The sequence below is a fragment of the Corynebacterium kroppenstedtii genome, assembly GCF_016894245.1.
In the GTDB taxonomy this organism is placed as follows: domain Bacteria; phylum Actinomycetota; class Actinomycetes; order Mycobacteriales; family Mycobacteriaceae; genus Corynebacterium.
Genome location: NZ_CP069792.1, coordinates 1,396,477 through 1,412,075, shown reverse-complemented (window position 1 = coordinate 1,412,075; position 15,599 = coordinate 1,396,477). Strand labels below are relative to the sequence as shown.

12 protein-coding genes are annotated in these 15,599 nt (G+C 58.1%); 2 read left to right on the top strand and 10 right to left on the bottom strand.

The window, feature by feature from the left end:
- Window positions 1-134: 134 nt before the first annotated feature.
- From hpf to mtrA, 5 genes are all read right to left on the bottom strand, one after another.
- The gene (gene hpf, locus I6J23_RS06190; RefSeq protein ID WP_204581339.1) at window positions 135-830 is read right to left on the bottom strand and encodes a ribosome hibernation-promoting factor, HPF/YfiA family; all 696 of its coding nucleotides are present in this window, start codon (window positions 828-830) and stop codon (window positions 135-137) included.
- 243 nt (window positions 831-1,073) lie between these two features.
- Window positions 1,074-1,859: a ComF family protein gene (locus tag I6J23_RS06185; RefSeq protein ID WP_204581338.1), complete on the bottom strand. Its 786-nt coding sequence runs from the start codon at window positions 1,857-1,859 to the stop codon at window positions 1,074-1,076.
- A 21-nt stretch (window positions 1,860-1,880) separates the two neighbouring features.
- Window positions 1,881-3,779: an MtrAB system accessory lipoprotein LpqB gene (gene lpqB / locus I6J23_RS06180; RefSeq protein ID WP_204581337.1), complete on the bottom strand. Its 1,899-nt coding sequence runs from the start codon at window positions 3,777-3,779 to the stop codon at window positions 1,881-1,883.
- A complete protein-coding gene (mtrB, locus tag I6J23_RS06175; RefSeq protein ID WP_239454851.1) occupies window positions 3,776-6,199 on the bottom strand; it encodes an MtrAB system histidine kinase MtrB in 2,424 nt (807 codons plus the stop codon). The genes lpqB and mtrB overlap by 4 nt, the downstream gene beginning before the upstream one ends.
- Window positions 6,192-6,866, bottom strand: a complete 675-nt coding sequence (gene mtrA, locus I6J23_RS06170; protein ID WP_204581336.1) for an MtrAB system response regulator MtrA — start codon at window positions 6,864-6,866, stop codon at window positions 6,192-6,194. Before mtrA ends, mtrB begins: the two co-directional genes overlap by 8 nt.
- A gap of 94 nt (window positions 6,867-6,960) precedes the next feature.
- Between mtrA and I6J23_RS06165 the strand changes: the two genes are divergently transcribed.
- Window positions 6,961-9,105, top strand: a complete 2,145-nt coding sequence (locus I6J23_RS06165) for a 6-carboxyhexanoate--CoA ligase (RefSeq protein WP_239454850.1) — start codon at window positions 6,961-6,963, stop codon at window positions 9,103-9,105.
- A gap of 87 nt (window positions 9,106-9,192) precedes the next feature.
- On the opposite strand, the gene I6J23_RS06160 is transcribed toward I6J23_RS06165, so the two are convergent.
- The 3 genes from I6J23_RS06160 to I6J23_RS06150 form a co-directional block, all read right to left on the bottom strand.
- Window positions 9,193-9,852 carry a dTMP kinase gene (locus I6J23_RS06160; RefSeq protein ID WP_204581335.1) on the bottom strand — a complete coding sequence of 220 codons (660 nt, stop codon included), beginning with the start codon at window positions 9,850-9,852 and terminating at the stop codon, window positions 9,193-9,195.
- Between the two features lie 94 nt (window positions 9,853-9,946).
- Window positions 9,947-10,735, bottom strand: coding sequence for a 5'-methylthioadenosine/S-adenosylhomocysteine nucleosidase (gene mtnN / locus I6J23_RS06155; protein WP_204581334.1), 789 nt, complete (start codon window positions 10,733-10,735; stop codon window positions 9,947-9,949).
- Window positions 10,732-11,199, bottom strand: coding sequence for an S-ribosylhomocysteine lyase (locus I6J23_RS06150; RefSeq protein ID WP_204581333.1), 468 nt, complete (start codon window positions 11,197-11,199; stop codon window positions 10,732-10,734). The genes mtnN and I6J23_RS06150 overlap by 4 nt, the downstream gene beginning before the upstream one ends.
- 325 nt (window positions 11,200-11,524) lie before the next feature.
- On the opposite strand from I6J23_RS06150, the gene I6J23_RS06145 reads away from it, so the two are divergent.
- Window positions 11,525-12,916, top strand: coding sequence for a hypothetical protein (locus tag I6J23_RS06145; RefSeq protein ID WP_204581332.1), 1,392 nt, complete (start codon window positions 11,525-11,527; stop codon window positions 12,914-12,916).
- A gap of 9 nt (window positions 12,917-12,925) precedes the next feature.
- Here I6J23_RS06145 and manA read toward each other — a convergent pair whose 3' ends face one another.
- Both manA and I6J23_RS06135 read right to left on the bottom strand, forming a co-directional pair.
- The gene (gene manA / locus I6J23_RS06140) at window positions 12,926-14,260 is read right to left on the bottom strand and encodes a mannose-6-phosphate isomerase, class I (RefSeq protein WP_204581331.1); all 1,335 of its coding nucleotides are present in this window, start codon (window positions 14,258-14,260) and stop codon (window positions 12,926-12,928) included.
- 103 nt (window positions 14,261-14,363) lie between these two features.
- Window positions 14,364-15,596, bottom strand: a complete 1,233-nt coding sequence (locus I6J23_RS06135) for a hypothetical protein (RefSeq protein ID WP_204581330.1) — start codon at window positions 15,594-15,596, stop codon at window positions 14,364-14,366.
- Window positions 15,597-15,599: the final 3 nt, after the last annotated feature.

Sequence of the window (15,599 nt, the reverse complement as noted above, 5' to 3'; positions counted from 1 at the left end):
CACCTTATCTTTGGCCACACATGGGAAAGCCGGCCCCACGGGGGAGCCGGACTGGTCGCTAGCCATCGTCGCAGCGCGGCGAGCTATACGGCAAGAATGCTATCGCCGCGCAGCGTTGATGCTACGTACGGGCGTTATTTGTCTGCTTCGGCAGCCTCTGCCTCAACTTCTTCCTCAGAGCCGAGGGTAATCAGGCCGTAGTCAAAAGCGTGACGACGGTACACAACGGACGGCTTGTTGTTTTCTTCATTCACAAACAGGAAGAAGTCGTGCCCCACCAATTCCATCTCGCTGAGTGCTTCGTCGACGCTAATCGGTGTCGACGGGTGAGTCTTACGGCGGACAATCTTGCCCGGCTCGAAGTCCGCTGCGTAGGGATCAACGTCGTACTTGCCAGGTTGCTCCGTCTTCTGCTCATCTTTGGCGTCTTGCACCAGTTGAGCCGTCGCCTCACCCACGGAAATTGGTGTGCGGTGGCCGGAACGGCTAATCTGCCGGCGCACTTTCACCTTCCGGAGGCTACGTTCCATGCGGCCAATTGCACTTTCCAAGGCCGCGTAGAAACTATCTTCCTTTGCTTCCGCCCGAGCGATATGACCTTTGCCAGACGCCGTGATCTGAATGCGATCAGCACGGTCAGCGCGGCGCGGGTTAGGTTCATGCAGCAGCTCGACGTGGAAGGAGGTCAACGTAGGATCCAGGCGTTCAATTTTGGCCAATTTTGCGTTAACCCTATCGGCGAAGTGATCGGGAATGTCAACGTTACGGCCAGTGAGGTGTACCTGGGCTTGTGGTGTGACAGCCTCATCTTTCTCAGCAGGTGTGGTCACGAGCTCTACCTCCAACACTAGGGGCGCCAGTGTCGCACGGGCTGAATCACGATCGCCTTATATGGCTTCTATCCAGCTCTTTTCCTGCGGCACTGTCTATGGCGCCGGTTCCACGGCAACCCGACGGTTGCCTTCAAGGACACTTTCAAGACTACCTGGACGAGCTCGAACTCGGGGGTGGGGGTACCCACAATCACGGGTCCGAGGAGCGCTAAACGGACATTATCAAGGGGGTTTAGTGGGCTAAGCGCTACACAACGCTACCCCCATCACCGGATACCACCCATGCGCACGGAGGACGAGTACGGATTCAGCGCACGTCGATCCCGTCGTGACCACATCGTCCACAAGGATCACCTGTGGAGCGTGGGCACCCGTCTGCCCTATGTTTGTCCGCGTATTCCTGGTGCACCGCTCCCACTCACTTTTATCTACGGTGACTGCGCCGGAGAGGTTCTCCCTTCGCGCGACGGCAGAGAGCCCTACCTGGTCTCGCTTCGTCCCTTTGCTCCGCAACACCGGGGCGACGGTGATATCGCCACTTATCGCTTGGCTGGTGTCCTGGCACCATCGCGTCACCAGGTCGCCCCCACGTTGACGCGATGCCCGACGCGTTGTCGGCGCAGGGACAAGTACCCACGGCACCACGCGGGGATCGGGCAGGTACCCGTTAGCCCACAGCCACCGGAAGGTGCCCACCATCAGCGCACCGCACACGTCACGGGCGTCACGTCGGCCACGTTCCTTCGCGCCCAACAGCACCTGGCGATGCACACCTCCATACGACCGACTCACCACGATGGGAATACCGGGGTCCAGACGTGGCGTCGTGAAGAAGGGAGGATCCTGCTGGCACAGGCGCTCACACCGGATGCACAACCCCGGCGGTTCTCCCGGCACGCCGGGACACCCGCATGCCGGACAATCAGCGGGGAGAAGGAGATCCATTGTTGCTCGCGCGACCGCGCCTATAGTCCACCGCACTGACGTATTCCCCCCGGCCGCGTTATACCCACGTTGTGCCCCCATCGCGTCGTGCCCCCGGTAGCGTTACCGGGAGACGATCGGCTGCGCGCGAACGCCCTGAAGGCCAGGCACTTCACGCCAGTTCTGCGTTGCTGTATCCGAGGAGTTGTTCCGTTCTAGCTGGAGTACAGAACGCGAATCAGTGATGTAGAGCTCATTGCGGGCGGAGGCCACCGCCGATACCGGGGCCTGCACATTGTTCGAGGTCAACCTCGTGGCATCGGAGCCGTCGGGTTGAACGCTCCATATCGGCGCGTCTTGTGACTGCGTGCCAATTAAGAGCGAACCATCTGGTTGCCAATCCACACTCGTCGCGGTGTCCCCCACAAAAACCTCCCTCAGCTCACGAGGGGACATGATGCGCCGCTTGCCGCCCTCGCCCGGCGCGATGATCGCAGTGAACACACGACCACCGATGATCATGGCCGCCCGCACACCGTCGTTAGCAACGCGGAATTCGCTGATTTTATGGTCGTTATTTTCATCGTCACCGTCGTCGTCACTGCGTAACTGGCCACGAAGGGCGTCATTATCCACGATGTATTCGTTCTTGACGCTACCGGAACCGGACTTGCTGTCCGTCCCGGTTTGGTATTCAACGCGGTGGATTTCCTTACCATTGGCAACAGTCCACGCCACTGTTCCGTTTTCTGACCACGAGGGGCGCGTAAGCGTTTGACCCCGCACAATGGGTTGCCCCGCCTCATCGGATTCTTCCGCGGGTTTCCGGCTGGCGGCGTCGGTATCCATTAGGTGCCCGATCCGCAACACACTGCTATCTTTTCCTGGCTGGCCGTTGTCTTCGTCATCGTCACCGGTGTTATCGCGCTCCACGGCGGCAGCTAGACCACCATTCGGAGTAATCCCAGCGGAGAGAATTGTGCCAGCATGCCCGAACGGGCCATGGTCAACAGCCGCACCCGAATCCGAAATCGTCACGATATTTCCGTTCGCAACGGCGTGGAGGGTTTTCATGTCTGACGGCTCAGGATTGAGGTCCGCGACGTCGGACGCGCTCAGCGATTTGTGCGTCTGATCAAGCAGGGGCGCTCCATCCGCCATGAGGGTGAATGGTCCGCGCACGTCAGCGTGAATAAGTGTCCACACTATTTGCCCGGCAATTTTTTGGCGGTCATCGCTACTGACTTGGGATAGCCCCTTAATGTCGACAGTAGATCCACCGTCTTTTTCACTTTTCGCAGTGATTGATGTTCCCGCAGGTAACGCGGTACCGATGCCGGGCGCGAGTTCCTGGCGTGGCCCGCTAGCAAGCAGCGACATAAGGCTTGACTCAATCGTGTCCTGCTGGGAATAGATCCACCGTCGGTCGGATACCAAGTATCGCCCGGTGTGATCCAAGAAGTACACCGAGTAGGCCCGATAGGTCTGTTCGAAGTCGATACTCTGCAGAATGATGCCCTCGGGAACCGATGAGATCCTCCATTCCCCGTTCACTTTCTTCAATTTGAATTGAGAACGGTAGAAGCCGCTCCGTGGGGTGAACGTTCCCCCATCGCCCAGCACGCCCACTGTGGAGCCCGACACATCGAATGTGGCTTCATCATCCGACGGTTTACCGGAGGAATTAATGTTGAGCTGCTGAACGATGAACGCATCATTGCCGTCTTTCCATGAATCTGACGACTTGGTGGTCAGGAACGCGCGAGCAGCCTTGTGACTGTGCGAAGGATGCGCCGAGGCCGAGAAAAATCCGCGGAGCACTTCGTCGGGGGCGTCTCCCTTTTGGGGCCCGGGAACCGTTGTTCCAGATTCCCCCGGCGCATAGGACCGGATTGCTTTCGGATCGCTGTGACCGGGCAAGGTGGCACACCCTGATAATGACGACGCCACCGCGACACAGAATGCTGTGCTGACGGCAACGACACGGCCCCGTCGCGACGAGGGCCACGGCTTGTTCATCATTGGTCCTCCTCAGTGGCGGTGGGATGAGCAGTATCGGTAAAGGAGTCAGTATCAGCGGGTGTGTCGACAGGCCGTGCCTCGGACGGTTCAGGGTCAAAGTCATCCATTTCAGCGGCCGCACGGAGTTCTTCTTCGCTAATTTCCTCTAACTCCGTATCGTAATAATCGTTTTCAGCGGAAGAATTGTTTTCACGGGATTCGGCACCAACAGTATCTACGGCTTCCTCGCCGGTCACAGCACTGTTTTCAACCTCACTACCGGCGTCGGAGCCAAGATGTATCGTCGCCCGTTGTTCACTCAGAATGACTTCATCTGGGGTCATCTCGTCCGGGGCCACTGTTGGTTGTACAGATTCGGCTGGTTTCTCAGTCTGCTCGGCTGATGGCACACTGGCCTCACTCGACTCATCCACATCCGAACTTTCTGCCTGAGAGTTCTGTGTGGATTCACTCAGGGTGAACTCTGTCGACGGCGCGAATAACGCCTGCTGACCATCTGACGCTCCGCGTTCGGCAGCCGTATCAGCATCCGCTGCGCCTGCACCGCTGGGCTCGCCACCAACATTGGCATCGCCACCAGTGCGCACATCATCACCAAGTAGAGCGTCATCACCGGCAGCCACCTCGCCGTCGGTTGGTTCAGTGACGGCGTGGTCGACAGCACCATACGTCTTCACGACCAGCTCCGGGTAAGCCGCTAAAGTTGCGTCGGCCTCCTCCCCCACAGCGAGATCCAAGGCAGCGTCATCCGCAGTGACAGGAACGTCGGGATCGATCGGGAGTGTTAGGCGGAAACAGGAGCCGACCTTAATTTCGCCAATGGCGTCGAGTTTTCCACCATGCAAGGCGGCGTTTTCGCGAGCAATGGCCAGGCCCAGTCCGGTGCCCCCACGGTGGCGCACACGGGAAGGATCGGCACGCCAAAACCGGTTGAAAACGAGCTCTTCTTCGCCCGCTTTCAACCCGACACCGTGATCCAACACGATGATCGATACCGCCCGATCATTGCGTCGAACAGCGATATCGACGGGCTTACCTTCGGCATGGTCCAGCGCGTTCTCAATGAGATTGCGGAAAATGCGTTGGACCCGTCGAGTATCAATGGGCATAAACAGTGGCTCGCTGGGCACATGGAAACGCACAAGGACGTTGAGTTTCTTCGCCAGTTGGACGTTCAGCAGCCACGCATCATGCAACGCACCCAGCAAATCAACCTGTTCGAGCGACAACTCCTCAACTCCGGAATCGTGTCGGGAAATGTCCAGAAGGTCGCTGAGCAGCCCCTCGAAACGCCCCAATTCCTTATTCATCAACGACGAGGCACGACGCATCACGGGGTCAAGATTGTCGGCGTTGTCTTCGATGATGTCCGCAGCCATCCGAACCGTCGTCAAAGGTGACCTCAGTTCGTGAGACACATCCGACGTGAACTGTTTTTGCAGGTCACCATACTCTTCGAGCTGTTTAATCTGCTTAGATAGCGAGTCTGCCATGGAGTTAAAACTCGTGGCCAAGCGCGCCATCTCGTCACGGCCGTTCACGGCCATGCGTTCACTCAAGTGCCCTTGAGAAAACCTTTCAGCAGTACGGCTGGCCGTACGCACAGGGGTGGTGACCTGCTGTGCGAATGTCCAGACGATGCCGACCAGCACGACTAGCAGAATAATCCCGCCACTGGATATCAGCCCGCGCATCAGTGCCAAGGTGGATTCATCATTATCCATCGGCAAGATCAAATACAGCTCCAGCCCCTGCACATCAGAGGACACCGGGGAGCCAATAATCAAGGCTTTATATCGACTGCCATCGGGGCGTCGCAGCGTATCGAACTGGTACGCGACTTGATTGTCGTGAATAAAATTCCTGAGGCTTTTCGGTATTTGAGCGTTGTCAGGAGAAACGACGTCCTCACCGTTGATATCCGGCGCAATCAGAACCGGCTCATAGGCTGAGTTGACCGGTCCGGATGACGAATCCGACGTCTCGGATCCCCCACCGCGCTCGGTCAGGGCAGTCCTGGCTGCGTTGATACGCACCTGAACTGAGTTAGAGGTATCCGACGCGTCGATCTGCTGCTCCACGGCGCGACGGGCTCTATCGATGCCGTCTTGAGCGGCCTCTACCTTGGATTGGGTGAGCCGAGTCGTCATAAAAGAAATGAGTGTGAAGCACAGAACGAACAGGACGATGGCTGACGCAATAAACATCCGCCCCACGGTCTTCACCTGGGCGGATGTCTGCCACTTGTCTATTATTCGACGCCACACACGCCTGATGCTCAGTGGCCAGTGGCTGTGCCCGTCGGGGTCATTATCGCGCAGCGAAGGGCGGACCAGCGCGCTAAGCCCCTCTTGATTCTTCGGATCAAAGAGGGGGTGTCGCAATCGTCCCGGACGGGACTCTGGATTACCGCTACTCACCGATCTTGTAACCCACTCCTCGGACAGCCTGGATTAGCTTCGGATTTTTGTGATCCTTTTCGACCTTGATCCGTAAGCGGTTGATATGAACATTCAAAACACGGGTGTCCGTGGGCTGCTTATACCCCCATACTTCCCTGAGCAGTTCCTCACGCGTGAGCACTTGCTTCGGCCGGCTAGCCAATTGGGTGAGTAGGTCGAACTCAATGGGAGTTAATGAAATTTCCTTACCATCGCGTTTCACGATGTGTCCCGGGACGTCAATAACCAAATCACCGACGTGGATGGTATCTCCCGTGGCTTGTTCGCGTCGCCGCAACTGCGCACGGACGCGCGCAACAAGTTCTTTCGGCTTAAACGGTTTATTGATGTAATCGTCCGCGCCGGACTCCAGACCCAAGACAACGTCGACAGTGTCAGTCCGAGCACTCAACATCACGATGGGCACTGCTGACGACTTACGTATAGCCCGGCACACATCAACCCCGTTCATGCTGGGCAGCATGACGTCGAGCAAAATGAGATCCGGTTCCTCGTTGGATGCGGCAGTAACGGCCTCTGCACCATCACCCACCACGACCGTATCGAACCCTTCACCTTGAAGGACGATCATGAGCATTTCCGCAATGGCTGGGTCATCATCGACAACGAGGATCTTTGTCTTCATATTTATATATTCTGGCATATGGCTGAGACACAGTCGCAGCAACTTACGATAGCTCCGGGTAGTACCCTTCATCAGATCCTGATAAAAGGAGTATATGGTGCGATTTAGCATCAAAATGCGGGCGAGCGCACGAGTCTCTTCATCGCCCAACAACAATGGCGGTACATCATGTGACCATTCTGATCGGCATATCTCTGGTGCAGAGCGCATTGTGTCCGCATCCGACATCATGCGTACCGTGGCCGAATTAGAACACCGAGCATGGACACACTCGAATGGGCAACCCGACGATGTTGTTGTCAGTGTTCACCGTGTCGATGAGGACGAGATCACGCATATTCCCGCTCTCACCCGCGAGACGCGCCATACCAAGACTGTCGACGACGCACACCACACCATTACAAATATCCTCCGCGAAGTGGGGATTCCTACCGCAAAGCACGCACTCGAAGTTCTGACACGTATCCGGGGGATGCGTGGCGCGATGCTCCTTGACGCCGATACCGGCGAGCGCCGAGATACGAAAGATATCCGCGGAGTACGTGTGACGGCGTTGGATAACGACATGCCAGCCGGGGCCGACGCTGCTAAGGAAATGTCGTCCTCGGTGGCGTCGAAACCGTATTACTGTGAGGCGTTGACGCTGGCGTCGAAAGTGCAGTACCACCCCGCTGTGTGCGCGGAGCTGTGTATTTCTGATGACCCCGAGTACACCACCGGATATGTGAGCACACCGGGATGTTACGTGCGGATTGAGAACATCAAACCCATGGGCAGCCCCCAGGGCGGACGGGTGTTCCTTGTGCGGGGAACTGACGACGACATTGCTGACTGCATAAACTATCTCGAGAACACGGCGGTCATTGTGCATGGCATCCCATGGCCACCACAGGGCACTCATTCACCGCACCGTGACACATCCGACCCCACCCCTGCTACTGATCTCACAACCTTCGCCGAACGATCCCTCACCACGTGGGAAAACAGGGGTTTGCGGCGTTATCCGCTGGAATTCTCATCTGCGCCTACACCACACACAACAGTGTCGGGATCCGACACCGTGCTCTTCTCTTCCAGCAATTATCTGGGACTGAGTGAACATCCCAATGTCATCGCAGCCGCAACCGATGCCCTCAACCGCTTTGGCGCCGGAACTGGTGGTAGCCGCCTCACCACAGGGAACTTCACCATCCACACCAGTACGGAACGAACCCTAGCCGAGTTCACCGGGTACGACGACGCCGTGCTGTTCGGTACCGGGTATCAAGCAAACGGTGCTGTTCTGGCCACCCTGGCTACTGATATCCCCGAGACCCCCAGAACCGCCCCCGCACACACGCCCGGAATGACCATATTCTCCGATGAGCTCAACCACGCGAGCCTCATTGATGGCATCCGAATGGCTACTCGGGGAAACGCAGAGGTGCATATTTACCCCCACAAAGACATGGAGCACCTTGACAACGCACTCACCCAGTGCGCAAGCCCCAGAACACTCATTGTGTCGGACGGCGTATTTTCCATGAATGGCGACATCGCCCCGCTACCCAGCATCATGCGACTAGCCCGAGCTCATGGTTCATGGGTCCTTATCGACGATGCGCATGGCACGGGAACACTGGGGAGAACTGGTCGCGGCATCATCGAGTATTGGAGCGACGCTCGACGTCAGAATGGTGACGTGGATCGTTCACGCGGCGCAGATAGTTCGGCCGAAGCAGAATTATCAGATGACTCTGATGTGCGCCCGGACCTGCTCGTCATTACCGCATCCAAGGCCCTCGGATCGGAAGGCGCAGCAGTGTGCTGTTCCACCCCGGTGGCTGAGTTCTTGCGAAATCGCGCACGCGGCTATGTGTTTTCTACGTCCTCAGCACCGGCCTCGGTGGCGGCGACACAAGCAGCGGTCATGACAATTCTGCACGAGCCCGAACGTGTCCACCAGCTGCAGGATAATTCCCGCTACCTGCGCGATCAGCTACGAGAGCACGGTATCCCACTGGTCGATGGGACGAGCGATAGCACACCGATCATTCCGATTTTTATTGGCGACGAAGCCGATGCCGTTCGCATTTCCCAAGGCCTATCCGACCGCGGATTCCACGTCCCCGGGATTCGGTATCCCACGGTCCCCCGCGGACGGGCGATTCTCCGCGTGACGACGATGGCAACCCACACGCACGATGATCTTGAACGCTTGGTCGACGCCCTGCACGACCTGATGCCTCACTCAGTGTGACGTCTCACCCGTTGTGACGCTTGATAGTGATAACGCGATACGCATCGAGGCGACGTCGCCTTCCGTCGCGCAAGGGATAGGCAGCTATCACGCATGTCGCATGATGGCTTCGGCAACGTCCGTGGCCTGCCGAGTGAGTTCACCCGGCTCAACAACAATCCACGGGGACTGCCATTGGTCGCGCGCTAACGCTTCATACGCCGCAGCAGTCCGCTGCTGAAGATCACTATCTTTCTCAAACGCGTCGCGAGCGCGGGAAGCATCCTCACTCTCGCGGGCCTCTGCTCGTTCAGAGGCGAGGCGCGGTGGCGTCGATAAGAAAACGTGAAGATCCGGAACCGGAATGCCTAACCGCTCGAACTCGAGCTCAGTAATCCACGACACTATAGGGTTGTCCTGCGACGGCGATTGCCCATCCCACCCCGATCGCGCTGCGGCATAAGCAGCATTGGATGCCACAAAACGGTCGATGAGCACGAAGTATCCGTCTTCCGACAACTCCGCGATGTCATCGGCGATCTCCGCCCGATCAAGGGCGAAGAGGGTCGCCATTCCACATGCCGAATCGACGAGATCCCCCATCCCCCCATACAGCGCAGATCGGGCTAACTTGGCATGAACAGAATCGCTATAGCGGGGAAAAGACACCAGTGCGACAGGCTTTTCCCTCTCCACCAACTCTTTTTCTATGGCCGTGACTAAGGTGTTCTTGCCAGCGCCGTCGATGCCCTCACACGCAACAATCATGCACCGAGCCTACCGCGCGGCCAGGACATGTTCGACAGTAAGGCCAATGCGCCTTCCGCACACGGAGGCGCGGATTCCCCAACGGGTGCAAGTCCTACACGCGACCAAGGATGTCGAGTGCGGCATCAGCCGCCCGGACTGAGGAATTATCAACCTCATCGACATGCACGGACGTTTCCGACTCCCCTATGACGTCGGTCACCGACCGCACTGAGATAAACGGCGTTTCATGAAGAACCGCCGTCTGCGCGAGGGCCGAGGATTCCATATCGACGACGGACGCGTCCGGAAAAATCTCACGTATCGCGTCGGCCTCGGGGATGCCGACGAAGCGATCCACGCTGACGAATCCCAGCCCCTTCGCACCAATGGCATCTGCGGCTGCTAAGAGATCGCGGTCGCCTGGGTAGCCTGCGGTAAGACCCGGTACCTGACCGCGCTCATAGCCGAACGCTGTGAGATCAAAATCGCCCGGGACAACCTTGTTGCTGACCACGACGTCGCCAATCGAGGCGCGCCCCGGTACAACACCGGCTGTGCCGATCGACATAACGCAGCCGATCTCACTAGGCTGGGCGGGCTGGCCCGATCCGTCGCTAACAACAGAAGGTCCTAAGCACAACCCGACAGAGGCCGCGTGTGCCGCGTTCACCAACCCGATACCGCTGAGAAGCAGCAGGATGTCCTTGCCACCGTGACGCCCCATAACTGCGTCGTGGATACCGGGAAGTTGGACGTTGCGCGCGTCACCCAAACGAGCTTTCAGGGGCTCGAATTCCTCTGGCATCGCCGCAATAAGCAGAGCTACGGATGAATCAGATTCGCCATAGGTACGCCCCGGGCGTGGAACGTCGGACATGACCGATGGTTCGTCACCGCTCACGCGAAAACCTGATTCCACTCATCGCTGCGGGCGCCAAAGTCCGCTAGCTCTTTTTTAGCGCCGTCGAGATCGTGATGCTCCGCCCAACCGCACGACTTAATTCCCGCGCCGGGCACGGAATCCCACTTCTCAATATCCGCGATGGCCTTCTTGACAGCGTCGGCAACTTCATCCCAGGTGGGACCGTCGGCAGTCGTGTCTACGGTCAAGTAAAAGCCGGTCTGGCACCCCATCGGACCAAAGTCGATGACTCCCTTTAAGTGGTCACGGAGTGCCTCGGCCATGCTGTGTTCGATCGCGTGCATCGTGGACATCTCGATGTGCGACTTATTCGGCTGGCGGAACCGCAGGTCGTACTTGACGATCGTGTGGCCATCAGCGATCTCGTAATCGGATGCGCGCCGGATATAAGGCGCAGCCACCTTCGTGTGGTCTAATTCAAAGCTTTCAACGTTCTTTGGCACAGTGTTCACTCCTAACAATGTGGGTAGATATCGAGCTACCGTTGTGTTTCGAGACACTTCTTGAAGTGATTTTCATCACTTTATAGTTTATGTCATGCCCCATTTATGGCACTCTACCCACGCTGCAATCCAGGCTATCACTGCTTTGCCTTTACCTTCGTGGCCTGATGGTGCACTAACGCGGCCTGCCAGCGCTACTCACATAAACCAGCACGTCCGTAGCTATTTTGTAACTCTTTTGTTATTCTCTTTCGCAGTTATTGATGCGAGTGCCAATTCCCGCGGAAACAAGGGATGACGGCCGTCACTCAAGGGAGGCCACGGATTGACCAACAACAATCCAACCACGGGGAATAATTCCGAGTCCGAACAGCCCGAGGACTCACTACGCGCGAACCCGTCATCACGCTCTGCATCATCCGCCGACGATTCCTCGTTTTCTCATTCCAGTGACACATCTCAGTCGGTGTCGTCGGAACGCGTCGTATATAACGGCACTCCGCCGTCACGCGGTCGCCTTCCCATTTACACATTCGTCGGAACTGGCTTGGTCTTCGCATGCGCTATCGGAGTAGGCGTCTGGAAGCTGTCGTCACCCGAGACGGCTTCCTCAACCCCGAAGCACCCCACCACCGTCGATACAGAATCGGTCTCATCAAACGACAAGACCAACGACGTTGAAGCCGCCGGTTCACAAGGATCGAACGATGGTGGCACGTCCAACTCTGGGCAAGGCAAAAAGAACTCCGGGAACGCTCAGAACAACAGTGACACGCGGTCAGGCAACCAATCCAACAACCGGACTAACAGCGGCGATAAGAGCAACCGACGCTCGAACGAGAACCGCTCACACGAGAGCAACTCACAAGGGAACAATTCACAATCCCATGAGGAGTCGAACTCTAGCGCTCAGTGGGACGAGGATCCCATTTTGCCTCCCGGCACCAAGCGGGGCGAAACACATCTCGGTGCACTCGGTGTTCCGCGGGACAACGGCAACACTTCGATGGGACAGCACAGTGGCACATCTAATGCCAGCGATTCCACGGCGGACTCAGATAACGCGCCGGGGATCGGGCTGTGGTTTACCAACACACCCGACAGTCTGCAACGCGTCTTGAGCAATAGTCAGTTGCACCAAGCTAGGGAAATTATCGACAAGTCGGCCGCACAAGCACAGTCCGAAGCTGTCCACATGTATCGAAACAAAGATGGAGTGTGGATCGCGGACAACAAGGGGGACAACCCCACGGAGATAACAAAGCCCGCCAACCCCTCGGAGCCGCACAGCATCCACCCGTCTAGTAGCGCGAAGCCCACCCCCGCATCAGATGATTCCCACGGTTCGTCGCACGCGCCGACGCCATCCGAACCATCTGCTCAGCCGTCACACGAACCCACTCCGACGGATAATCCAAATGACACGCATTCTGGAGGGGGAGCTGCCCAACCGACGACTACCCACCCGAGTGCGATACAAGCGCCAACTAATCAGGGCAACCAAAACGCTGGCCAGAGCAACGAGGATGGAGTCCCGACGCAGGAGCGTACCGCGACCACTACTGGCACACCTGACACTCAACCACGGTCTGCCGGCAACGCTGCCTCAGCGACTCGCGAGGCGCCCACTCCCACCGTGCCGCACACCTCTGGTGCAAACACCCCTGGGCCGAACAGCGCTGGGCCGAACAGCGCCGGCGACGGTTCTGAGGAATAAGCTCCCGGGCTAACCTGCGACCGTCGCAACGAAAATTTCAGCGACCTCATCGCTATCATTCGTCACGAGAGTGCTTTCTGCGTCGTCGGGAACCCACGCGGCCTGGCTGGGGGTGAGATCCAGCGGCCCGAAACCATCACCGCGAAGGTGGCCGCCACCCTCCGACGCTGGTACGTCATCAACTGACGGTTGCGAAACATGAACAGTGCCGCGCGTACACAAGACAATCGCAGGCCCAACCAATGTCTCCGACAATGATCGTCCATCAGTGGCCACACTCGAGACCGCAACGGATTGACCCGAATTCAACTCCCAGCGCTGCAAACGGAACTCAGGAGCCGGCGTCGGATAATAAACACCCTGCGCAGAGGCCTGCGAACCTGCAGACTCCCCCGAACCACCCGTCGTCAAGCGATTCGGAGTGATTACAGGATCCGGCAGAGGATCAAACGACAACACGCGAACCAACTCGGGAACATCAATATGCTTCGAGGTCAACCCGCCTCGCAGCACGTTGTCCGAGTTCGCCATGATCTCCACGCCGAACCCGTGAACGTATGCGTGCAACTGGCCCGCGTTGAGATAAATCCCCTCCCCTGGTTCAAGACGAATGTGATTAAGCAACAACGCACAGAGCACGCCAGGGTCGGACGGGTAACGGTCAGCCAGCTCGATCAGATGGTCGGCCACGATCGCGAATTCCGTCTTACCGGTATCACGGTAGGCCCGAGCTCCCTCCACGACAGCAGCGATCAGTGTTTTGCGCTGGTCAGAGGGGAGAGTAATCCACGTTGTGACCAGGCTGCGCAACCCTTCAGAGGGAAGAATCCCGGAGATCAACACGCGGTAGCGCTCTAATTCCGGGACGGACAATGCGTCGAAAAGCTTGAGGGTCTGCTCAATCGGGCGGAAGCCACACATCGCATCGAACTGAGTGAGTGCCACGATCAATTCGGGCTTGTGATTATCATCGCGATAATTCCGCTCCAACGCATCACGTGCGATACCCAGGGTGTCCTCCCGGGCACACCCCTCCTCTGCCTGCTCTTTCGTCGGATGAGCTTGCAAACTCAATGGCTTATCCGCCGCAAGCAACTTGAGTAAGAACGGCAGCCGTCCCTCGTACGCTCGGGACATGCCAGCACCCAGCGCACTGACGGAATCCGAAGCGATGAGAACATCCAGGGGTTCGCCGTCCACTGTTGCCGGGGCGCCCGGATGGGCACCAAACCACATTTCGGCCTCCGGGTGGGCCGACGGCGTTGGCCGACCAGCCATCTGCGCTATCGCCGTGCGCGACCCCCACGGATACGTACGAATTGCCCCAGTGAGCGGCTGAACCATCTAAACCTCCGTTAAAAATATCTACCGTGCAGTGTGACGAGCTAGCCAAAATAACGTGCTGGCCATAACCAATATCGACTACATACAGCTACCTACACCGTCATCACTCCTGAGCGACAACATAGGCAGCAGCGGCGGCGCACCGCGCAGCCAACACACAGATATACGCGACGGCGGAATGAAGATCCGATGCCGTCAGATCCACCACTGTCACCGGCCGCGCATCAAAATACCTATCGAGTCTACTGAGCTCCTGCTCCGAAGGATATGCCCGCGACACCCCCGTATCAGGCTCATCATTTCTCCCCCGACCTGAATATCCCCCTGGCCCCGGCACCACCACGGCAGCCAGCGGCTGAACCGCGGGAGCATCCAAAAACGGATCATAAAAAATTGACTTATCGACGTCACTACTAGCCCCACTACCCGACCTGGTCATCGTTTCCGACGACGAATCGATCGCCGTATCCATCGACGTCCCCCGGTGAAGATAGGAATAGAACCGGGCAAGCTCAGCTGTATCGGCGGTAGCAGCGACAATGCCATGCTGGAGCAGCCGCCTTGCCGCGAAAGAGGCAACATGCCGAGTAGCGCCATCGCCTGCAATGACCACCCGGTGATCTTTCATACGCAAACCCAGCTGACGCGCAGGATTCACGGACTCGTCACGGTCGGGACCACTAGCTTCCATCTCGCGATCGACGGCATCTGCCGCATAATCCAGCACACCTTGAATCGGCAGCTGGCCGACAAGGCCACACCCGCCCGTCACAGTGGCCACGTACCGCCCCCACGATTCTTCGACAGCACCCGGAATGTCCGGAACAACAAGGCCGTACCCCCTACCTGCCTCCGCGACAGGTCCCGACGTCGGTGCAGCCACAATAACCATCGCCCCCACCTGCCGACACCGCACCACGGCTTCCTCCGCTTCACGGTCCGCAGGATCCGGCGTCAGGACAATCACGCAATCCATCGCCCTCACGTACCGGGGCAGACGGTCCACCACCACGATGGGTACCGATGGATCCGGAATCAATGCGACCGCGGCGCGAGCAGCGTGGACTGCGCTATCCGAACAAGCCACGATCACGACGCCACGCGCAACGTCGGGAATACTTTTCGCGAAGGAACGGAGATCCTCAGAGGAATTGTCGGTAGCGTCGTCGGCGATACCAAAGAAGTCGGAACGCAGACTTTCTGTGCTGGGGCCGTCGGGCGTGCTCTCGATCGTCGGGCGACCAATGACTGCCATGACATCAGATAGTGATCGGGCAACGGCACGAATGCGCGCGCCTTCTTGAGCTACCGTTACAAGCGTTTCGCGGGGGTACACAGC

Bases quoted from the DNA above. Each gene is read 5' to 3' on its own strand.
- lpqB (WP_204581337.1), bottom strand. From the start codon at position 3,779: ATGATGAACAAGCCGTGGCCCTCGTCGCGACGGGGCCGTGTCGTTGCC.
- I6J23_RS06160 (WP_204581335.1), bottom strand. From the start codon at position 9,852: ATGATTGTTGCGTGTGAGGGCATCGACGGCGCTGGCAAGAACACCTTA.
- manA (WP_204581331.1), bottom strand. From the start codon at position 14,260: ATGGTTCAGCCGCTCACTGGGGCAATTCGTACGTATCCGTGGGGGTCG.
- I6J23_RS06165 (WP_239454850.1), top strand. From the start codon at position 6,961: ATGGTGCGATTTAGCATCAAAATGCGGGCGAGCGCACGAGTCTCTTCA.
- I6J23_RS06185 (WP_204581338.1), bottom strand. From the start codon at position 1,859: ATGGGGGCACAACGTGGGTATAACGCGGCCGGGGGGAATACGTCAGTG.
- mtrA (WP_204581336.1), bottom strand. From the start codon at position 6,866: ATGAAGACAAAGATCCTCGTTGTCGATGATGACCCAGCCATTGCGGAA.